Origin of the sequence: Mycobacterium sp. JS623, from assembly GCF_000328565.1 — a bacterium.
Classification (GTDB): domain Bacteria; phylum Actinomycetota; class Actinomycetes; order Mycobacteriales; family Mycobacteriaceae; genus Mycobacterium.
In genome coordinates this window covers 2,872,742-2,893,080 of the sequence record NC_019966.1, presented here as the reverse complement: position 1 = coordinate 2,893,080, position 20,339 = coordinate 2,872,742, and the positions used below count along the sequence as shown (strand labels likewise).

Annotated in this window: 18 protein-coding genes; 9 read left to right on the top strand and 9 right to left on the bottom strand. The window is 64.9% G+C overall.

Annotated features, from left to right (window positions below):
- Positions 1-13 precede the first annotated feature (13 nt).
- Positions 14-1,303: an adenosylmethionine--8-amino-7-oxononanoate transaminase gene (locus MYCSM_RS14170; protein ID WP_015306851.1), complete on the bottom strand. Its 1,290-nt coding sequence runs from the start codon at positions 1,301-1,303 to the stop codon at positions 14-16.
- A 93-nt stretch (positions 1,304-1,396) separates the two neighbouring features.
- On the opposite strand from MYCSM_RS14170, the gene MYCSM_RS14165 reads away from it, so the two are divergent.
- From MYCSM_RS14165 to MYCSM_RS14135, 7 genes are read left to right on the top strand one after another with little or no spacing between them, the layout of a single operon-like run.
- The gene (locus tag MYCSM_RS14165) at positions 1,397-3,574 is read left to right on the top strand and encodes an acyltransferase family protein (RefSeq protein WP_015306850.1); all 2,178 of its coding nucleotides are present in this window, start codon (positions 1,397-1,399) and stop codon (positions 3,572-3,574) included.
- A complete protein-coding gene (gene glgX / locus MYCSM_RS14160) occupies positions 3,574-5,721 on the top strand; it encodes a glycogen debranching protein GlgX (RefSeq protein WP_015306849.1) in 2,148 nt (715 codons plus the stop codon). The genes MYCSM_RS14165 and glgX overlap by 1 nt, the downstream gene beginning before the upstream one ends.
- 3 nt (positions 5,722-5,724) lie before the next feature.
- A complete protein-coding gene (treY, locus tag MYCSM_RS14155; RefSeq protein WP_015306848.1) occupies positions 5,725-7,950 on the top strand; it encodes a malto-oligosyltrehalose synthase in 2,226 nt (741 codons plus the stop codon).
- A complete protein-coding gene (gene treZ / locus MYCSM_RS14150) occupies positions 7,943-9,694 on the top strand; it encodes a malto-oligosyltrehalose trehalohydrolase (protein WP_015306847.1) in 1,752 nt (583 codons plus the stop codon). Before treY ends, treZ begins: the two co-directional genes overlap by 8 nt.
- A 56-nt stretch (positions 9,695-9,750) precedes the next feature.
- Positions 9,751-10,191: a hypothetical protein gene (locus MYCSM_RS14145; protein WP_041312063.1), complete on the top strand. Its 441-nt coding sequence runs from the start codon at positions 9,751-9,753 to the stop codon at positions 10,189-10,191.
- A 17-nt stretch (positions 10,192-10,208) separates the two neighbouring features.
- Positions 10,209-10,475 (top strand): type II toxin-antitoxin system Phd/YefM family antitoxin, encoded by a 267-nt coding sequence (locus MYCSM_RS14140; RefSeq protein ID WP_041314025.1) that lies wholly within the window; start codon positions 10,209-10,211, stop codon positions 10,473-10,475.
- Positions 10,472-10,861 (top strand): type II toxin-antitoxin system VapC family toxin, encoded by a 390-nt coding sequence (locus MYCSM_RS14135; protein ID WP_015306844.1) that lies wholly within the window; start codon positions 10,472-10,474, stop codon positions 10,859-10,861. Before MYCSM_RS14140 ends, MYCSM_RS14135 begins: the two co-directional genes overlap by 4 nt.
- Here the strand turns inward: MYCSM_RS14135 and ilvA are convergent.
- Complete coding sequence (ilvA, locus tag MYCSM_RS14130) at positions 10,858-12,138, bottom strand: threonine ammonia-lyase IlvA (protein WP_015306843.1); 1,281 nt, start codon at positions 12,136-12,138, stop codon at positions 10,858-10,860. The two genes, MYCSM_RS14135 and ilvA, sit on opposite strands and share 4 nt — an antisense overlap.
- Before the next feature lie 53 nt (positions 12,139-12,191).
- Positions 12,192-12,629, bottom strand: a complete 438-nt coding sequence (locus MYCSM_RS14125; protein WP_015306842.1) for a nitroreductase family deazaflavin-dependent oxidoreductase — start codon at positions 12,627-12,629, stop codon at positions 12,192-12,194.
- 93 nt (positions 12,630-12,722) lie between these two features.
- On the opposite strand from MYCSM_RS14125, the gene MYCSM_RS14120 reads away from it, so the two are divergent.
- The gene (locus MYCSM_RS14120; protein WP_335337509.1) at positions 12,723-12,914 is read left to right on the top strand and encodes a hypothetical protein; all 192 of its coding nucleotides are present in this window, start codon (positions 12,723-12,725) and stop codon (positions 12,912-12,914) included.
- On the opposite strand, the gene MYCSM_RS14115 is transcribed toward MYCSM_RS14120, so the two are convergent.
- Complete coding sequence (locus MYCSM_RS14115; RefSeq protein WP_015306840.1) at positions 12,911-13,312, bottom strand: SRPBCC family protein; 402 nt, start codon at positions 13,310-13,312, stop codon at positions 12,911-12,913. The genes MYCSM_RS14120 and MYCSM_RS14115 overlap by 4 nt on opposite strands.
- A gap of 29 nt (positions 13,313-13,341) precedes the next feature.
- Between MYCSM_RS14115 and MYCSM_RS14110 the strand changes: the two genes are divergently transcribed.
- On the top strand, positions 13,342-14,088 hold the full coding sequence (locus MYCSM_RS14110; RefSeq protein ID WP_015306839.1) for a hypothetical protein: 747 nt from the start codon (positions 13,342-13,344) through the stop codon (positions 14,086-14,088).
- A gap of 2 nt (positions 14,089-14,090) precedes the next feature.
- Here MYCSM_RS14110 and dnaE read toward each other — a convergent pair whose 3' ends face one another.
- The 5 genes from dnaE to MYCSM_RS14090 form a co-directional block, all read right to left on the bottom strand.
- Positions 14,091-17,654 carry a DNA polymerase III subunit alpha gene (gene dnaE, locus MYCSM_RS14105; protein ID WP_015306838.1) on the bottom strand — a complete coding sequence of 1,188 codons (3,564 nt, stop codon included), beginning with the start codon at positions 17,652-17,654 and terminating at the stop codon, positions 14,091-14,093.
- 67 nt (positions 17,655-17,721) lie between these two features.
- Entirely contained in the window at positions 17,722-17,856 is a 135-nt protein-coding gene (locus MYCSM_RS38725; protein WP_257720751.1) for a hypothetical protein, read from the bottom strand.
- A gap of 107 nt (positions 17,857-17,963) precedes the next feature.
- Positions 17,964-18,689, bottom strand: a complete 726-nt coding sequence (locus tag MYCSM_RS14100) for a TetR/AcrR family transcriptional regulator (protein ID WP_157681328.1) — start codon at positions 18,687-18,689, stop codon at positions 17,964-17,966.
- A gap of 31 nt (positions 18,690-18,720) precedes the next feature.
- Positions 18,721-19,953 (bottom strand): RNA polymerase sigma factor, encoded by a 1,233-nt coding sequence (locus MYCSM_RS14095; protein ID WP_015306835.1) that lies wholly within the window; start codon positions 19,951-19,953, stop codon positions 18,721-18,723.
- Positions 19,938-20,315 (bottom strand): YciI family protein, encoded by a 378-nt coding sequence (locus MYCSM_RS14090; RefSeq protein ID WP_015306834.1) that lies wholly within the window; start codon positions 20,313-20,315, stop codon positions 19,938-19,940. The genes MYCSM_RS14095 and MYCSM_RS14090 overlap by 16 nt, the downstream gene beginning before the upstream one ends.
- Positions 20,316-20,339 lie beyond the last annotated feature (24 nt).

The following is a 20,339-nucleotide window of genomic DNA, read 5'->3' as shown; positions in this document are numbered from 1 at the left end:
ACTTGAACGGTGTTCAGGTTAGCGCACCGGCGACTCCGACCATCGCCGAGGTGATCTGCGCGATCTCCGCAGCAGTGCAGATATACGGCGGCATGACGTAGATGAGATTGCGGAACGGGCGCAGCCAGACGCCACGCTCCAGCGCGGCCGGTGTCGCGATCCGAAGGTCGACAGGGTTGACCATCTCGATCACGCCGATCGCGCCGAGCACCCGAACATCGGCCACGCCCGGCAGGTCGGCAGCTTCTGCCAACCCACCACGCAGACCCGCCGAGATCGCCGAAACCCTTGCGCGCCAATCTTGTTCGAGCAACAGCTCGACGGCTGCCACCCCGACAGCACAGGCCAGCGCGTTGGCCATGAACGTCGGGCCGTGCATCAGTGCGCCCGGCTCGTGCGTACTGATGGTCTGCGCGATGTCTCGGGTACACAAGGTCGCGGCCAGCGTGATGTATCCGCCGGTCATTGCCTTGCCCACACACATGATGTCGGGGCTGACGCGCGCATGGTCGGCGGCGAACAGCTCCCCGCTCCGGCCGAAGCCGGTGGCGATCTCGTCGAAGATCAGTAAGACGCCGTGCCGATCGCAGATTTCCCGCAGATCGACCAGATACCGCGGGTCGTGGAACCGCATGCCGCCCGCCCCCTGCACGACGGGTTCGACGATCACAGCCGCCAGCTCATCGGCATGCGAGGCCAGCTGCTGTTCGAACGCCTCGCTGTACGCAGCGTCGTATTCGGTCGGTACCGGCGGAGCGAAAACTTGCCGTGCCAATACGTCCGTCCACAGCTCGTGCATGCCGCCGTCCGGGTCGCACAGGCTCATCGGCGTGAACGTGTCGCCGTGGTAGCCGCCCCGCCACGTCATCAGCCGATGCTTGGCGCCGCGGCCGATGCTGCGCCAGTACTGCAGCGCCATTTTGACCGCGACCTCCACCGACACCGAGCCGGAGTCGCTGAAAAACACCGTCTCGAGACCATCGGGCGTGATCTGCACCAGCAGCTGCGCCAACCGCGCGGCCGGCTCATGGGTGAGCCCGCCGAACATGACGTGGTTCATCGTCGCGAGCTGGCCGGTGATGGCTGCGTCCAGCACGGGATGGCCGTGGCCGTGGACGGCGGTCCACCATGACGCCATCGCGTCGAGCACCTCGATTCGCCGTCCGCCGTCGACCAGCGTCAGCCAGGCGCCCTTCGCGCCCACCGCCACCACCGGCGGCAGCGCCTCGGCCCCGATCGTGCTGTACGGATGCCAGACGTGCGCGGCGTCGATCGCACTGATCTCGGCGGGGGTCAACGTCATCTCCAGAACCAGCCTGATCCTTTGCTCGGGGGCTGTGATGGATCGCCTGTCGTATGAGGCACCAGGCGATCTTCGGTAGATTAACCGTCGACCATGTTGACCCTCGCCCCTCCCCGGCCGACGGCCGTCACCGATCCGGTTCCCCCCTCACGGCCCACCACCGGGACGCGTGAGTCGGGTTTCTACCGACACGATCTCGACGGCCTGCGCGGCATCGCGATCGCCCTCGTTGCGGTGTTCCACGTGTGGTTTGGTCGCGTGTCCGGTGGTGTCGATGTTTTTCTCGCGCTGTCGGGCTTCTTCTTCGGAGGGCGACTTCTGCGCACGGCGCTGACGCCGGGCACGTGTTTATCGCCGGTGCCCGAAGTGATGCGACTTGTTCGCCGGCTGCTGCCCGCGCTTGTCATCGTGCTCGCCGCGTCGGCCGTGCTGACGATCGTCATCCAGCCAGAGACGCGCTGGGAAACGTTTGCTGATCAAAGCCTGGCGAGCCTGGGCTACTTCCAGAACTGGGAGTTGGCGAACACCGCGGCGGACTACCTTCGCGCCGGTGAAGCGGTCAGTCCGCTGCAGCACATCTGGTCGATGTCCGTCCAAGGACAGTTCTATATCGCGTTTCTGGCATTGATCTTCGGGTTCGCCTTTCTGTTCCGTCGGCGCCTCGGTACGTACATGCGGATTTCATTCGTGGTGCTGCTGAGTGCGCTGACCATCGCCTCCTTCGTCTACGCGATATTTGCTCACAACGTCGATCAGGCGACCGCCTACTACAACAGCTTCGCGCGCGGATGGGAGCTGCTTCTTGGCGCGTTGCTTGGCGCCCTCGTGCCGTATGTGCGGTGGCCGATGTGGCTGCGGACGATGGTCGCGCTGGTCGCACTGGCGGCGATCCTGTCGTGCGGGGCGCTGATCGATGGCGTCAAGGAGTTCCCGGGCCCGTGGGCGCTGGTGCCAGTCGGCGCGACGATGTTGTTCATCCTGTCGGCCGCGAACCGGCAGGCCGATGCCAAGACCGCCGACCGATTGCCGGCCCCGAACCGGTTTCTCGCCAGTGGGCCGTTCGTGACGCTCGGCAGCATGGCCTATTCCTTATATCTCTGGCACTGGCCGCTGCTGATCTTCTGGCTCTCGTACACCGGCCGGTCGCGGGTCAACTTCTTCGAGGGCGCCGCGGTGCTGCTGCTTTCGGGCGTGCTGGCCTGGTTGACGCTGCGCTACGTCGAGAATCCGCTGCGCTACCGGGCCGCCTCGAAAGCGCCGAAGCCGACCGTTCTCGTCCCGCTGTGGGTGCGGCTGCGGCGCCCGACGATCGCGATGGGTTCCATCGTCGCCCTACTGGGTGTCGCGTTGACTGCGACGGCGTTCGGATGGCGCGAGCACGTCACAGTGCAGCGCGCGAACGGCAAAGAGCTGGCCAACCTTTCGATCCGCGACTATCCCGGGGCGACCGCATTGCTCAACCACGCCAAGGTGCCCAAACTGCCGATGCGCCCGACGGTGCTGGAAGCCAGGGACGATCTGCCCGAGACGACCACCGAGGGCTGCATCAGCGACTTCAACAACAGCGACGTCATCGACTGCACCTTCGGTGACAAAGAGGCGACCCGCACCATCGCGCTGGCCGGCAGCTCTCATGCCGAGCATTGGGTCACCGCGCTCGACCTGCTCGGGCAGCTGCATCACTTCAAGGTCGTGACGTACCTGAAAATGGGTTGCCCACTGACCACGGAGCAGACCCCTCTGGTGATGGGTGACAACCGCCCGTACCCGGGCTGCCGGGTGTGGAACAACCGGGTGATGCCGAAACTGATCGCCGATCATCCGGACTTCGTGTTCACCACCTCCACCAGGCCGTGGAACATCAAACCCGGCGACGTGATGCCATCCCACTACATCGGCATCTGGCAGGCGTTGTCGGACAACAACATTCCGATCCTCGCCATGCGCGACACGCCATGGATGGTGCACGACGGAAAGCCGTTCTTCCCGGCGGACTGCCTGGCCAGCGGCGGCAACGCGATCTCCTGCGGCATCAAGCGATCCGACGTACTGTCGGAACACAACCAGACATTGGATTTCGTCGCGCAGTTTCCCCTGCTGAAGCCGCTCGACATGAGTGATGCGGTGTGCCGCAAGGACATTTGCCGCGCCGTGGAGGGGAATGTGTTGCTGTATCGCGACGCCCACCACATCTCGACGACCTACATGCGCACGATGGTCAACGAGCTGGGCCGGCAGATGGGCCTGGCCACCGGCTGGTGGCGGGGCTGATGTCGTCCGCCGAGCGCGCGTCCGCCCTCACCGTCTGGCCGGGTGAGGCCTATCCCCTTGGCGCTACGTATGACGGTGCGGGCACGAACTTTTCGCTGTTTTCCGAAGTGGCAGAGCGGGTGGAGTTGTGCCTGATCGCCAAGGACGGCACCGAGGAGCGCGTCAATCTCGATGAGGTCGACGGTTATGTGTGGCACTGCTATCTGCCCACGGTTACACCGGGCCAGCGCTACGGCTTCCGCGTATACGGGCCGTGGGATCCCGCGGCGGGACATCGCTGCGATCCGAGCAAGCTGCTGCTTGACCCCTATGGCAAGTCGTTCCACGGTGACTTCGATTTCAGCCAGGCGTTGTTCTCCTACGACCTCGAGGCCGACGACCTGGCGTCGGGCGGCACGCCGCCGCAGATCGACTCACTGGGCCACACCATGACCAGCGTGGTGATCAATCCGTTCTTCCAGTGGGGGTCGGACCGCGCACCGCGAACGCCCTACCACGAGACCATCATCTACGAGGCCCATGTCAAAGGGATGACGCAGACGCATCCTGGCATCCCTGAGGAACTGCGCGGCACCTACGCCGGGCTCGGCCATCCGGTGATCATCGACCACCTCAAGTCGTTGAACGTCACCGCAATCGAGCTGATGCCGGTGCACCAGTTTCTGCACGATCACCGCCTGCTCGATCTCGGGCTGCGAAACTACTGGGGCTACAACACTTTTGGGTTCCTCGCGCCCCACTACCAGTACGCCGCCACCCGGCACGCCGGCGGCGCGGTCGCCGAGTTCAAGACCATGGTCCGGTCGTTTCACGAGGCCGGCATCGAGGTCATCCTCGACGTCGTCTACAACCACACGGCCGAAGGCAACCACCTCGGTCCCACGATCAACTTTCGTGGCATCGACAACGCCGCCTACTACCGGCTGCAGGACGGTGACCTGCGGTACTACAAAGACTTCACCGGCACCGGCAACAGCCTCAACCCGCGGCACCCGCACACCCTGCAGCTGATCATGGACTCACTGCGGTACTGGGTGCTGGACATGCATGTCGACGGGTTCCGCTTCGACCTGGCCGCCGCGCTGGCCCGCGAGTTCTATGACGTCGACCGGCTGAGCGCCTTTTTCGACCTGGTACAGCAGGATCCGGTGGTCAGCCAGGTCAAGTTGATCGCCGAACCGTGGGATGTCGGCGAGGGCGGCTACCAGGTCGGAAATTTTCCGGGTTTGTGGACCGAGTGGAACGGGAAGTATCGCGACACTGTGCGTGACTACTGGCGGGGCGAGCCCGCAACCCTCGGCGAGTTCGCCTCGCGGCTGACCGGATCCTCGGACCTCTACGAGGCCACCGGCAGGCGACCGGGCGCCAGCATCAACTTCGTCACCTGTCACGACGGCTTCCCGCTGGCCGACCTGGTGTCGTACAACGAGAAGCACAACGAGGCCAACGGCGAGGACAACCGCGACGGCGAAAGCCACAACCGGTCGTGGAATTGCGGGGTCGAGGGCCCCACCGACGACCCGGAGATCCTCGCGCTGCGCGCCAAGCAGATGCGCAACATCATGGGCACGTTGATGGTGTCGCAGGGCACGCCGATGATTTCGCACGGCGACGAGATCGGCCGCACCCAGGGTGGCAACAACAACGTCTACTGCCAGGACTCCGAGATTTCCTGGATGGATTGGTCGCTCTGCGAGAAGAACACCGACCTGCTCGAGTTCACCCGCCGGGCCACCACGCTGCGGCGGGACCATCCCGTATTCCGCAGGCGCCGCTTCTTCGAGGGCGAGCCGATCCGCCGCGGCGATCAGGTGCGCGACATCGCCTGGCTGACCCCGGCAGGCAAGGAGATGGCACAGCAGGATTGGGACTCCGGCTTCAAATGCGTGGCGGTGTTCCTCAACGGCGAGGCGATCCCGACTCCCAACTCGCGCGGTGAACGGGTCGTCGACGACTCATTCCTGCTCTGCTTCAACGCAAACGACAAGCCGCAGGACTTCGTCACACCGAAGGGTGACTACGCCAAGGAATGGACCGCCACACTGGACACGGCCGACGCCACCGGGGCGACCGAACTGGTTGTCACTGCGGGCAAGAAGATCTCGCTGCAGGCGCGGTCTCTGCTGGTGCTGCGTAAGACCGCCTGACACATGGCATTTCCCGTGCTGTCGACCTATCGGCTGCAGATGCGCGGCTCGGCTTCTGGGGCTGCATTCACCTTTGACGACGCGATAGCGGTGCTGGACTACCTCGACAACCTCGGGGTGTCGCATCTGTACTTGTCGCCGATCCTGACCGCGGTCGAGGGATCGACGCACGGCTACGACGTCACCGACCCCACCACGGTCTCGGCGGCACTGGGTGGGCCGCAGGGTCTCGCGAGGTTGTCGGAAGCGGCCAGGGCGCGCGGCATGGGCTTGATCGTTGACGTCGTGCCCAACCACGTCGGCGTCGACAAGCCGGAGCAGAACAGGTGGTGGTCCGACGTACTCGAACATGGTCGCTCGTCGCCGTACGCCACGTATTTCGACATCGACTGGGACCTCGACCCGGACGGCCGAATCATCTTGCCGGTCTTGGGTTCCGACAATGACGAAGCCCCGCCCGGCTACCCCGCCGACAACCAGCACTACCGGTTGACCGGATGGCGCACGGGGATCTGCGGCTACCGCCGCTTCTTCTCGATCACGTCGCTGGCGGGGCTACGGCAGGAGGACCGCGCGGTTTTCGACGCCACACATGTGGAGGTCAAGCGCTGGTTCGACGAGGGCCTTGTCGACGGGGTGCGCATCGACCATCCGGACGGATTGTCCGATCCCGCAGGGTATCTGGCGTGGCTGCGTGAACTCGCCGGACCGCAGGCATGGATCGTCGTGGAGAAGATCCTCGCCGTCGACGAGCCGCTGGACACGACGCTGCCCGTGGCGGGCACCACGGGCTACGACGCGCTGCGTGAAATCGGCGGCCTGTTCCTCGATCCAGCGGGTGCGGGCCCGCTCACCGAGCTGTTTAATTCGAGCGGAATCGACTATGCGGACATGCCCGACCTGGCCCGCCGGCTGAAGGCCGAAGCCGTCACCACCACCCTGGCGAGCGAGCTGGGGCGGGTGTGCCGGACGATCATCGCTGCCACGGGCATCGACCACGCCGATCTGCCCAACGCGGTGGCGGAGCTGATCAGCCGGATCCCGGTGTACCGGTCGGACTATCCGTCGCTGTCGTTGGTGCTGTCCGAAGCGCTGGCCCGAACCAGTTCTGACCATCCGGAATTGGCCGACCCATTGGCGATCGTGTCAGCGGCATTGAGCACCAGCACCGCGGCGGCGGTACGCATCCAGCAACTCTGCGGCGCGGCTACCGCCAAATCGATGGAGGATTGCCTGTTCTACCGCGACGCCCGGTTGGTGTCGCTGAACGAAGTCGGCGGAGAGCCCGAGCGATTCGGAGTCGGCATTGCGGAGTTCCACCAGCGCGCCGCCACCCGTGCGCGGCTGTGGCCGCACGCAATGATCGCGCTCAGCACCCACGACACCAAGCGCGGAGAGGACGTTCGGGCCCGCATTGGCGTGCTCTCGCAGGTACCGTCGCTGTGGGAGCAGTATGTCGGCGCCTGGCAACGACGGACTCCGCCACCCGACCCTGCGACCGGACTCTTCTTGTTGCAGAACATGTTCGGCATCTGGCCGGCCGACGGCGCGGTCACCGAAGAGCTGCGGGGCCGGCTCCACGCGTACGCCGAGAAGGCGATCCGCGAGTCAGGCATGCACACGTCATGGCACGATCCCGACACCGAATTCGAAGACTCGGTGCACGCATGGATCGACGCGGTTATCGATGGACCCGTGGCCACGGAACTGGTCGGGCTGCTCGGTCGGTTGGACCTGCATGCGCGCAGCGACGCGCTCGGGCAGAAGTTGTTGGCATTGACCGTGCCCGGTGTGCCGGATGTCTACCAAGGCACAGAGTTGTTCGAGGACAGTCTGGTCGATCCGGACAACCGGCGACCGATCGACTATCGGGCCCGCCGCGATGCTCTTGCCGCCATCAACCACCCCAAGATCAGGGTGGTTTCGGCGGCGTTGCGGCTACGGCGTGACCGTCCGGCCACTTTCGCCGACGGTGGCTACACGCCGGTACTGGCGCAGGGACCCGCCGCCGACCATCTAGTGGCGTTCTTGCGCGGTGACGATGCGCTGACCGCGGTGAGCCGCCACACCGTACGGCTCTCCGAAAAGGGTTGGGGCGACACGTCTCTGACGCTGCCTGGCGGAACGTGGACGGACCGGATCAGCGGTGGACGATTCAGCGGCACGGTGCTGGCGGTGGAGTTGTTCACGGATCTGCCGGTGGCTCTGCTGGTGCGAGACGATGACTGAGTTTTCGGTGTGGGCGCCGCGGCCGCAGCAGGTCCGACTCGACGTCGACGGAGCGCTGTACCCGATGCAGCGCGACGACGACGGCTGGTGGCGGACTGACGTCCCCGATTCTCAAGCCCGGCCCGACGCGCGGTACGGGTTTGTGCTCGACGATGATCCGACCGTGCTGCCCGACCCGCGCTCACCCAGGCAGCCGGACGGCGTGCACGGACGCTCGCAACTGTGGCAGGCCGCCCCGGACGCGTGGACCGACGGTGACTGGCGCGGACGCTCGATCGAGGGCCGCGTGATCTACGAGCTGCACGTCGGAACGTTCACACCGGACGGCACGTTCGACGCTGCGATCGAGAAGCTGGACTACCTTGTCGATCTGGGTGTCGACTTCGTCGAGCTGATGCCCGTCAACGCGTTCGGCGGCACCCACGGCTGGGGCTACGACGGCGTGCTCTGGTACGCGGTGCACGAACCGTATGGCGGGCCTGACGGGCTGGTGCGCCTGATCAACGCATGCCACCGACGCGGCCTGGGTGTGCTGATCGACGCGGTGTTCAATCACCTTGGCCCGTCGGGAAATTACCTACCGCGCTTCGGGCCGTATCTGTCGTCGGGCAGCAACGCGTGGGGCGAGTCGATCAACATCTGCGATGCCGATGCCGACGAGGTGCGCCGCTACATCATCGACTGTGCGCTGCGATGGATGCGCGTTTTCCACGCCGACGGCCTGCGACTCGACGCCGTGCATGCACTGGTCGACACCACCGCGATCCACATCCTCGAAGAGCTGGCGGCCGAAACCGAGGCGCTGGCTGAGGAGTTGGGCCGTCCGCTGTCGCTGATCGCGGAGAGCGACCTCAACGACCCGCGGCTGATCACTCCTCGCGATCGCGGCGGATACGGGATGACCGCGCAGTGGGACGACGACATCCACCACGCGATCCACTCGGCGGTGTCGGGCGAGCGGCAGGGTTATTACGCGGATTTCGGTTCGGTGGAGGCGTTGGCGCAGACACTGATGCACGGCTACTTCCACGCGGGGACATACTCGTCGTTCCGGCATCGCAGGCACGGGCGTCCACTCGACACGTCAACCATCCCGGCCACCCGACTGCTGGCGTACACGCTGACGCACGATCAGGTGGGCAACCGCGCGGTCGGCGACCGGCCGTCGCAGAACCTGACGTTTGGCCAACTGGCCGTGAAGGCCGTGCTCGCACTCGGATCACCGTATACCGCAATGCTTTTCATGGGTGAGGAATGGGGATCGTCGTCGCCGTTTCAGTTCTTCAGCTCACACCCGGAACCGGAGTTGGCTCGAGCGACCGCCGAGGGCCGCAAGCGTGAATTCGCCGAACACGGCTGGGATGCCGACGTGATTCCCGATCCCCAGGACCCAGCCACCTTCGAACGGTCCAAACTGAACTGGGATGAGATCGACGCCGGCGAGCATGGCAGGCTGCGGCAGGTCTACCGGCAACTGATCGCGTTGCGGCACAACGAACCCGACCTGGCCGATACGTGGTTGGACCACATGCGCGTCGACTACGACGAAGCCGAGCGATGGATTGTCATGCACCGCGGCCATCTGGCGATTGCGTGCAACTTGGGCACCGATGCCGTGGACGTTCCAGTAACCGGCGACGTGGTGTTGGCCTGGGGCCAGCCGACGGTTGAGGCCGACGCGACGCGGCTGGACGGGCATTCTTTCGCGATTCTGCGAACTGTCAAGTCGCTATCCACAGCCTGACGGCCTGTGGATAACTGATTACCGCACAATGGCTTTCGTGGGTGATGCTCACCCGTATGGCACATCCCTACGTACCGCCTCGGATCGAAACCGCCACTGATCCCATTCACTCGGCCGCAGACTTGGCGCAACGCTGGCGCGCCCTGATGGGACCGTTGGGATTTGGTGAACGGCTGCTGTGGATGGGATTCGTCGGACCTGACCGGTGCTTGATCAAAGCGCTGAGCCAGCTGCCGCTTCCGCCTCGACCGAGGCACCCCATCGTGGTCTCCGCAATGACGGCACTTCTCGAGGTACTCGATGGACTCACGAAGGACACCACCGTGGCGCTGCTGTTGACCCGACCAGGACGGGGTCCGATATCGGATGCCGACCGGCGCTGGGCAGCGCTGCTAACAGATGTGGCGCACTCCTTGGGTGTGCCGATCGAGCCTGTCTTCCGTGCGAATGACGAGTCGCTTGTGCTGGTCGAGCCGGAAATGACAGCAGCCGGCTAAGTGCTACCATGTGCTACATGGAGCGCATCGGTCTCCGTGAACTGCGACAAAACGCAAGCCAGTACATCGCCCGCGTGGCGCGTGGGGAAACCGTGGAAGTCACCCAACGCGGCCGATTGGTCGCGCGCATCGTGCCGGCCCGTCCGGACACTTGGGAGGACATGATCCTGCGCGGCGACGTCATTCCAGCGGAGTCGTCGGCAGCCCTGGAAGACGTCGTGCCAATCAGCGTCGATTTCGACGCATCCTCAGAACTGCAGCGGCAACGCGAAGACCGCCTGTGACTATCTACGTCGACTCGTCGGCGCTTGTGAAGATCGTGGTCTATGAGGCTGAATCACCCGCATTAGCGCGATATCTGGCGAGCGTGCCGGATGACAAGCGGCTGACCGCTGCGATCGCCCGGACGGAGTTGCTACGGGCTGTTGCTCGTCGGGGTGTCGCGGTCGAGAACGCACGCAAGGTTCTCGCCAGACTCAATTTCGTCGCGCTCACTGCCAGCGTGCTCGATGTCGCGGCAACCATCGGGCCACCTGAGCTTCGTACCCTCGATGCGATTCACCTGGCCGCCGCGCAGGTTGCGCCCGAACTACGTGCGCTTGTCACGTACGACAACCGCCTGGCCGACGCCGCGAGGGCTGCCGGTCTGGCGGTCGTCTCCCCTGCTTAGAGCAGGTAGCGATACGCCGGTGAACCCGGCTCAAGCGTCTCGACGTGGATGTCGGAGGCTTTGATCCGCTCGAGCAGGCCTTCGAAGTCCGCTGCCGAACTGAGTTCGATGCCGACGAGCGCCTCGCCGGTTTCGCGGTTGTTGCGCTTGACGTATTCGAACAACGTGATGTCGTCGTTCGGGCCGAGCACATCGTCCAGGAACCGCCGCAGCGCTCCGGGTTCCTGCGGGAAGTCGACGAGGAAATAGTGCTTGAGACCGAGGTGCACCAGCGAGCGCTCGAGCACTTCGTTGTACCGCGATACGTCGTTGTTGCCACCCGAAATCAGGCACACCACAGTCGATCCCGGTTCGATGTCGGCCTCCATCAGTGCGGCCACCGACAGCGCCCCGGCGGGTTCGGCGATGATGCCCTCGTTCTGGTAAAGGTCGAGCATCGCGGTGCACACCGCACCCTCGTCGACCGTCGTGATCGACACCATGTCCCCCGCCGCCGACAGCACCGCGTACGGCAGCGCGCCTGCACGGGCTACTGCTGCGCCATCGACGAACTGGTCGACGTGCTCCAGCGTGACGGGCTCCCCGTTGGCCAGCGCGGCAACCATCGCCGCGGCCCCGGCCGGTTCGACGCCCAACACCGCCGTATTCGAGGTGCGCTCGGCGAGATACGTCGTAACCCCGCTGATGCAGCCCCCTCCGCCAACCGGGACGATGACGAGATCCGGCTCGCTGTCGAGTTGATCGAGTATTTCGACGGCGATCGTGCCTTGACCGGCCATCGTGCGGAGGTCGTCGTAGGGCGGCACCAGAGTCGCACCTGTACGAGCGACATCGTCGAGTGCCGCCGCGGCGGCGATGTCGTAGGTCTTGCCGCCCACGATCAGCTCGATGAACTCGCGGCCGTGGTAACGGATGCGGTCACGCTTCTGCTTCGGCGTCTTGGCGGGCACGTACACCCGACCGTGGACGCCCATCGAACGGCACGCCATCGCGAAGCCCTGCGCATGGTTGCCCGCCGACGAACACACCACGCCGGCGGCTTTCTCCGCGTCGGACAGCTGCATCAGCAGGTTGTGCGCGCCGCGCAACTTGTACGACCGAACCGCCTGCTGGTCCTCGCGCTTGAGGTAGACCGTCGCGCCCGTGGCCTCCGAAAGCCGTTCGCTGTACTGCAGCGGGCTGCGCAGCACCACGCCCGAAATTCGCTGAGCAGCCTCGTCGATGTCGGCCGCGGACAGCGGCGACGTCTGGGGGCTCTGGCTCAGTTCAGCGGACACCGAACAATAGTGCCACTAACCAGCGGTTTTCAGTTAATCGGGGTCAGCATTTTTCAGTTAATCGGGGTCAGCACAAAGACGGGAATCTGCCGGTCCGTCTTGGTCTGATACTCCGCGTAGTCTGGCCACGCTTCGACGGCGCGCTCCCACCAGATGGCCTTTTCGTCACCGGAGACCTCGCGTGCCTCGTACTCCTTGGTGACGTCTCCGTCCTGCAACTCAACCTGTGGGTGCGCCTTGATGTTGTAGTACCAGACCGGATTCTTCGGCGCCCCGCCCAGAGAAGCCACCACCGCGTACTGGCCGTCATGCTCGACGCGCATCAGCGGTGTCTTGCGGACCTTGCCGGACTTCGCACCGATGGTGGTCAGCAAGATGATCGGTTTGCCCTTCATCTCACTGCCTTCGGTGGTGCCGGTCTCCATAACCCTGTCGGCGTCCTTGCGGACCCAGTCCCAGGGGCTTGCTTCGTACTCTCCGGAAAGTGGCATCGCACCAGGGTAGACCCGCTATCGAAAGGCCCATCCAGAACGGTGTTTCGGTTGACCGAAAACTTGCTTGCGAGCTATCGTCACCCTGTGACCGTGCGCGACGAAGTCAGCATTGCCGGTGTGGCCTGGCCGGTGTACAAGCTGCTCGCGCTCGCAATCGGCTTCCTGGTCCTGGTGATCGTCGCGGTCGCGACCGCCAGCGCCGCCCCGTCCGTACTGGCCGCCGCTGCGGCGGGCACCGTGGTGTGGCTGGCCTTGAGCCCGTTCCAGTCGTCTGACCGCTAGTTCTCCAGCAGCCGCCGAAGCGCTTCGAGGTCGGCGGCAACGGCTGCTGCATCGGCATCGAACTCGGATGCGGCCATACCGTCGCGCCGTCGCACTGTGAAGAGCACCTCGCACCGCGGCTCCCCGACCCCGCCGGGAATCACCCGCAGCGGGTTGTAGACGGCCTCACCGGACGGCAGCCGGACCACATGGTCCAGCACGCCGAATGTGTTCGGCGGTGCGAACTCGACCGTCACCTGCCCCATCGGTGAATCGGCGACCCATCCTTCGGCGGTCTGCCGAAGCTCTCCTGCGGCGAGTCCAGCGGCCCACCTCGGCCAGGTTTGGGGGTCGGCGGCGAACTCGTAGACGGCCTCGGGGGCGGCTTCGATCCATATGCTGACGTGTCGCGACTCCATCTCTCCATCGTGGCGCAGACACTGATCTAATGGACAACACACCCGAACCATCGTCACCGGTCGAGGAGTTCGTCAAACGCGCCGAGCGAATGGCCTCCGGCGCCGAGCGCCACATCCCGTCATGGCTGCGGCCCGGCGATCCGGAAAGCCGGCTGCCCGTGCTCATCGCACTGATAGCCGCGATCGGTCTGCAGCTGGCGATCCCGAAGAGCTACACCGTGGTGCCACGCTGGCCGCTCATCGCGCTCGAATTGTTGCTGCTTGGAGTTCTCACCTGGCTCAACCCGTTGCGCCTCACCAATGCCACGCGACTCGGCCGATACGCCACCTTGGTGCTTCTCGCCGCCATCACACTCGACAACACCCTGTCGGCGGTACTGCTGGACATCCGCATCCTGTCCGGAGAGGTGAGCAACAAGCCAGCGGTGTTGTTGGGCAGCGGAGGGGCGATCTTCGTCACCAACATCATCGTTTTCGGCATCTGGTACTGGGAACTGGACCGCGGTGGACCATTCGCCCGGCGTGCCGGCGAGCAGCCCTACCCGGACTTCATGTTCCCGCAGATGGATCCCGACACTGCGAAGCTCGTAAAACCGGGTTGGCGGCCGACGTTCGTCGACTACCTGTATGTCAGCCTGACCAACGCGATGGCCTTCTCTCCCACCGATACCATGCCGCTGGCCCGCTGGGCGAAGGGGATGATGGCGGTGCAAAGCCTCGTCGCGGTTACCACCATCGCGCTCGTAATCGCAAGGGCAGTCAACGTTTTGGGCTAGTTCTAGCCGCCCAGGCAGCCGGGGCCGAGCAGCGCCTTCAGGTCGCCCATCAGAGCCGACGACGGCGTGACCCGCAGCGAGGCATCCAGTTCCAGCGTAGTGATCCGCTCGCCGCTGATCAACCGCAGATGCACCTGCGACGTGCCAGGATGGCGTGCCAGCACCTGCTTGAGCGCGGTGACCTTGTCGACCGTACATTGCCGCGTCGGCAGGCTAACGGCCACCGGCCGGTTCACCTGGGCACTCGAAAAGTCGGGTACCACAAGCTCATTGGCGATCAACGAGATGCGGTCATCGCGAATCGCGACCTTGGCTCCCACCAACACCACTGCGTCGTCGGCGATCTCCGCACCGAACGTGGAGTACGTCTGTGGGAAGAACAGCACCTCGATGCCACCGGTGAGGTCTTCCAATTGTGCTGACGCCCACGGCAGACCGTTCTTGTTCACCCGCCGGTTGACCGAGGCCAGAATCCCGCCCACCCGCACCTGCGTGTCGTTTCCGACGTCGCCGTCGAGGATGGCCGGAATCTGCGTATCAACCTGCGCCGCAAGCAGATGCGCGATGCCATTCAACGGGTGCCCTGACACGTAGAGGCCGAGCATCTCGCGCTCGAGCGCCAGCTTGTGCTTGTCCTCCCACTCCTCGTCGGGCACCTTGATCGTGAACACCGCATCGGTCGCAGTGTCGGCGCCGCCGAACAGGTCGAACTGACCCATCGCCTCGGCCTTCTTGGTGCCGAGCACCGAGTCGACGGCGTCGGTGTGAATCAGGAACAGCCCCTTGCGCGGATGATCAAGCGAGTCGAACGCGCCCGCCTTGATCAGCGATTCCGTCACCTTCTTGTTGCAAGGGCCGATCTCGATCTTGTTGAGGTAATCCGAGAAGTCGATGTACTTGCCCTTGTCAGTCCGGGTAGCGACAAGGGATGCAACGACGTTCGCTCCGACGTTGCGTACCGCGCCGAGGCCGTAGCGGATGTCCTCACCGACCGAGGCGAAGTTCAGACTCGATTCGTTGACATCCGGCGGTAGCACCGTGATGCCGAGCCGTCGGCAGTCGGCCAGGTACACAGCGGCCTTGTCCTTGTCGTCGCCCACCGACGTGAGCAACCCCGCCATGTACTCGGCCGGATAGTTGGCCTTCAGATACGCCGTCCAATACGACACCAGCCCATAGCCCGCGGCGTGTGACTTGTTGAATGCGTAGTCGGCGAACGGCAGCACCGTGTCCCACAACGCCTTGATGGCCGCGGCCGAGAACCCGTTGGCCTTCATTCCCTCCGAGAAGCCCTCGTACTCCTTGTCGAGCACCTCACGCTTCTTCTTGCCCATGGCCTTTCGCAGAATGTCTGCTCGGGCGAGCGAGTAGCCGGCCACCTTCTGCGCGATACGCATGATCTGCTCTTGGTAGACGATCAGGCCGTACGTCTCGGCAAGAATATCCCGGAGAGCGTCCTCCAATTCGGGGTGGATCGGCTTGATGGCCTGCTTACCGTTCTTGCGGTCGGCGTAGTCGTTGTGGGCGTTCATGCCCATTGGGCCTGGCCGGTACAGCGCGATGACCGCGACCACGTCCTGGAAGCCGGTGGGCTGCATGCGTCGCAGCAGGTCGCGCATCGGTCCACCGTCGAGCTGGAACACGCCCAGCGTGTCGCCCCGGCCGAGCAACTGGTAGGTGGCGGGATCGTCGAGCGGGACCGACTCGAGGTCGAGGTCAATTCCCCTGTTGGCCTTGATGTTCTCCAGCGCGTCGCCGATGATCGTCAGGTTGCGCAGCCCGAGGAAGTCCATCTTCAACAAGCCGATGGCCTCACACGACGGGTAGTCCCAGCCGGTGATGATCGCGCCGTCCTGCGGCCGCTTCCACAGCGGGATGGCCTCGGTCAACGGCTCACTGCTCATGATCACCGCGCAGGCGTGCACGCCGGAGTTGCGGATCAGGCCTTCCAGTCCGCGCGCGGTCTCATAGATGGTGCGGACGTCGGGATCGGTATCGATCAGCCCGCGAACCTCGGCGGCTTCCTTGTACCGCTCGTGGTTCGGATCGGTGATGCCGGACAGCGGGATGTCCTTGGCCATGATCGGCGGCGGCAGCGCCTTGGTGATCCGGTCGGCGATTGCGAAGCCCGGCTGCCCGTAGTGAATGCGGGCCGAATCCTTCAGCGCCGCTTTGGTTTTGATGGTTCCAAACGTGATCACCTGAGCGACCCGGTCGCTGCCCCACTTGTCGGCGGCGTAGCGCACCATCTCACCGCGGCGACGGTCGTCGAAGTCGATGTCGATGTCGGGCATCGACGCGCGCTCGGGGTTCAGGAACCGCTCGAACAGCAGCCCGTGTTCGATCGGGTCGATGTCGGTGATGCGCAACGCATAGGCGACCAGCGATCCCGCCGCCGAACCGCGGCCAGGCCCGACCCGGATATCGACCGAGCGCGCGTAGCTCACCAGGTCCGCCACGATCAAGAAGTACGACGGGTAGCCCTTGGCGCAGATGACGTCGATCTCATACGCCGCGCGGTCGATGTAGTCCTGCGGCACCCCGGACGGAAAGCGACGCGCGAGGCCGGCGTCCACCTCGTGCTTCAGCCACGACGCCTGATCATGCCCTTCCGGCACCGGGAAAACCGGCATGCGGTCGCGCAGCTCCCACACATCGGAGTAGGACTGCACGCGCTCGGCGATCAACAACGTCGAGTCACACGCACCGGGGATGTCGGCATCCCAGATCTGCCGCATCTCCTCGGCGGATTTCAGGTAGTAACCGTCACCGTCGAACTTGAACCGGTTCGGGTCCGAGAGCGTCTTGCCGGTCTGCACGCACAGCAGCGCCTCGTGATTGTGCGCGGCGTCCCGGGTGACGTAGTGGCAGTCGTTGGTGGCCAGCGGCGGGATGCCGAGCTTCTGCCCGATCTCGAGCAGCCCGTCGCGCACCCGACGCTCGATGTCGAGGCCGTGGTCCATCAGCTCGAGGAAGTAGTTGTCGGGCCCGAAGATCTCACGCCAGTTGGCGGCCGATTCCAGTGCCTCGCGATCGTGACCGAGCCGCAGCCGCGTCTGCACCTCGCCGGAAGGACACCCGGTGGTGGCGATGATGCCCGATGAATGCTCGGCGATGAGCTCGGCATCCATCCGGGACCATTTGCCGAGCTGACCTTCGAAAGAGGCCAGCGACGACAGCTTGAACAGGTTGCGCAGACCCGTGGCGTTCTCGGCGACCATGGTCATGTGGGTGTAGGACCCGCTGCCCGAAACGTCGTCACCCTTCTGGCTCGGATCACCCCACAGGATGCGCTTGGTCTCGAAGCGCGACGCCGGCGCAATGTAGGCCTCGATTCCGATGATCGGCTTGATGCCCACTTCGGTGGCGGCGTTGTAGAACTCGCTGGCGCCGAACATGTTTCCGTGATCGGTCATCCCGATCGCGGGCATCTGCAAGCGCTGCGCCTCGGCGAGCATCGGCTTGACCTTCGCGGCACCGTCCAACATCGAGTATTCGGTGTGATTGTGTAAGTGCACGAAGGACCGATGAGCACTTGCGCGAAGATCAGACGAATCCGAGTTCATAGGGACGCCAGTCTATGGCCGCGGTCCGACACTTCTCGGCGTGTCGCTGTGCGTGTCTTTGCCGGCGTTAGTCGATCCGCGACCGTCCCCGCCGCAGCACCCGTTTGACGGTGGGAATCGGGTGCAGTTTCCAGCCGATTTGCACGAGCACCCCGGCCGCGATGAACGCCGCGATGAGGATTGCGAACCAGATGCCAACCATGGGCAGAACGCTATTGGCGTCCGCCAACGGAGGAATCGGGTGTTTCCCTCGAATACTGTCGGGGGTTGGCCGCTAAACGGCTAACCTGCGGAAACAAGATCCGCCCGTCAGCCCGTCCAGGCGTGGGGGAATTCCTCGCCGCCGACGGTCGCAGGGACCGGCGGGGTGAAGCTCAGCGTGTGGCCATTCTGCTGCTGATCCAGCAATCCTCGCTTCATCAGCCTGTGGAGTTGCTTGGCAATCTCGGCCATGTTGTTCTGATCGACGATAAAGCCCGCGTAGAAGCCCATTCCCAAGAACGTCGCCAGCAACATGCTCACCACAGCAGGCGCGTCCGTCTGGGCAGGAATCTCGCCACGAACCATCGCCTCGTCCACGACGGAGACATAGAACGCCTGCATGGCGGCGACCACAGGACCGGGGTTGTCCCGCAGGCTGGGACTGCGGTGGGATTCCAACCGGGCCGTGATGACGAATCGCAACATCGACTGGTTCGCGAACCCCGACCGGTGTGCGGCTGTTGCGAAGGTCGTCAGCTGATTCATCAGGGTTTCCTGACGTTTCGCTTGCGCAATGCAGTCGGCGACAATCGAATACGCCTCCGCGACGAGGCAGTCGTAGATCTCCTCGCGACTGTGGAAGTAGTAGTGCATGGTCGGCCGGCTCAGGTCGGCACGCGACGCGATGGCCTGAAAGTTGGCGGCCTCATAGCCGCGTTCGTTGATCACCTCGCGGGCCGCGCGAAGAATGCGCGCCCGTGTTTCGGCCGAGTCGGCACCCACTGGGCGGCCCCGTCCCCTGCCGCCTGTCAGCGGCTCCGCGTCACACCCCACGAGCAAACGCTAGGACATTGCTAGCAGCTGGTCAACACGTGACCAGATGCAAACACCGCAAAAGGTAGTCGGCGACGCCCGGATCACCGGTCAGTTCGATCGCTCGGCGATACGCCTCCGCGGCCTCCGCACGCCGTCCCGCTTCGGCCAGCAGATGCGCGCGCGTCGTCCAAAACGGCTGGAATCGCACGGCGGCCGGGTCATCGATCGCGGCCAGCCCCCGAAGCCCTGCATCGGGCCCGTCGAGCTCGCCGTCGACGGCCGCAGCTGCCACGGCCGCCCCCAGGGACGGCGCCGTTCGCAGCAGTGCTCGGTGCAGCTTGCTCAAGGCATTCAGGTCGACGCTGCCCGCGGTGGCTCTGGCGCAGTGGGCGGACTGGATCGCCGCCTCGTATTGGAACCGGCCGGGCATGTGGTGGTCATGGGCGTGACGGAGCAGACCTTCGCCGCGGGCGATCAGTGCCGCGTCCCACAGGTCGGTGTCCTGTTCGTCGAGCGGGACGAAAGCTCCGTCGGCGGTGCGCCGTGCCGGCCTGCGGGCCTCCGACAAGCACACCAACGCGGCAAGGCCGAGTACTTCCGGCTCGTCGGGCAGTAACTCGGCAAGCACGAGTGCCAGGTGAAGGGCCTCGGCGGATAGCGATTCGATCGGCGCGCCGTGCGGCGCGAGTTGCCAGTCGATCGAATAGGCACCGTAGACCGCCTCGAGCACCGCGGGCAGCCGTTCGGCGAGGTCGTCGCGTTCGGGCAACACAAACGGGATGCCTGCGTCGCGGATGCGTTTCTTGGCGCGCACCAGTCGTTGCGCCATCGTCGCGGGCTCCACTGCGAATGCGGTGGCGATCGCGGCGGCCTCGACGCCGAGCACCGACTGCAGCATCAGCGGTGTGCGAATGTTCGGCGAGATCGCCGGATGGGCGCAGACCAGCATCAGCTCGAGCCGCCGGTCTGGTATGGCGGGCATATCGTCATCCAAACTTGTCGGAGCATGGTCGATTTCGTCGAGCGGCTCGGTCATCCGATAGCCGGAGGACTTCCACAGGTCGCGTAATCGGTTACGTGCGACCGTCAGCAGCCAGCCTTCTGGATTGGCAGGTATGCCATCGTCGGGCCAGTGCGTCAGCGCGCGTTCGAACGCGTCGGCCAACGCGTCTTCGGCGGCGGACAGATCACGCGTCGGCGCCGCCAGCACAGCCAGCAGCCTGCCGTAAGAGTCCCGGGTGAGCTCCGCCAGCCGGGCCTGTACTTCTATGGGTTGTACCACCCGCGGTCGGCGGCGTATGTCCGCGCCACCGGGCGGATCTCGATCCAACCCCAGCCGTTGGCGGGATTGCGCTGCGCCCACTTCAGTGCCTCGTCGAGGTTGTCGACCTCGATGACGAAGATGCCGCCGAGTTTCTCCTTGGTGTCGGCGAAGGGGCCGTCCTGGATTTCGGGGGTGCCGGAGTGGGCGGTGACGGTGGTGGTGGCGACAACGGATTCGAGCACTTCGGTGTCGATCAGCACACCGGCGGCCGACAGGTCGTCGGCGTACTGCTGGAAGGCGGCCATGGCGGGAGCCATGTCCTCCTCGGTCAGCCCGACCTCGGTGCCTTCCTGGTAGTGCATCAATAGGCAGTACCGCATGACTGGATCCTCTCTAACTCGATG

Coding starts and splice junctions, on each gene's coding strand:
- treZ (WP_015306847.1), top strand. CDS start 7,943: ATGACTGAGTTTTCGGTGTGGGCGCCGCGGCCGCAGCAGGTCCGACTC.
- MYCSM_RS14140 (WP_041314025.1), top strand. CDS start 10,209: ATGGAGCGCATCGGTCTCCGTGAACTGCGACAAAACGCAAGCCAGTAC.
- MYCSM_RS14145 (WP_041312063.1), top strand. CDS start 9,751: ATGGCACATCCCTACGTACCGCCTCGGATCGAAACCGCCACTGATCCC.
- glgX (WP_015306849.1), top strand. CDS start 3,574: ATGTCGTCCGCCGAGCGCGCGTCCGCCCTCACCGTCTGGCCGGGTGAG.
- MYCSM_RS14125 (WP_015306842.1), bottom strand. CDS start 12,629: ATGCCACTTTCCGGAGAGTACGAAGCAAGCCCCTGGGACTGGGTCCGC.
- MYCSM_RS14115 (WP_015306840.1), bottom strand. CDS start 13,312: ATGGAGTCGCGACACGTCAGCATATGGATCGAAGCCGCCCCCGAGGCC.
- MYCSM_RS14170 (WP_015306851.1), bottom strand. CDS start 1,303: ATGACGTTGACCCCCGCCGAGATCAGTGCGATCGACGCCGCGCACGTC.
- treY (WP_015306848.1), top strand. CDS start 5,725: ATGGCATTTCCCGTGCTGTCGACCTATCGGCTGCAGATGCGCGGCTCG.
- dnaE (WP_015306838.1), bottom strand. CDS start 17,654: ATGAACTCGGATTCGTCTGATCTTCGCGCAAGTGCTCATCGGTCCTTC.
- MYCSM_RS14165 (WP_015306850.1), top strand. CDS start 1,397: ATGTTGACCCTCGCCCCTCCCCGGCCGACGGCCGTCACCGATCCGGTT.
- MYCSM_RS38725 (WP_257720751.1), bottom strand. CDS start 17,856: ATGGTTGGCATCTGGTTCGCAATCCTCATCGCGGCGTTCATCGCGGCC.
- MYCSM_RS14110 (WP_015306839.1), top strand. CDS start 13,342: ATGGACAACACACCCGAACCATCGTCACCGGTCGAGGAGTTCGTCAAA.
- MYCSM_RS14090 (WP_015306834.1), bottom strand. CDS start 20,315: ATGCGGTACTGCCTATTGATGCACTACCAGGAAGGCACCGAGGTCGGG.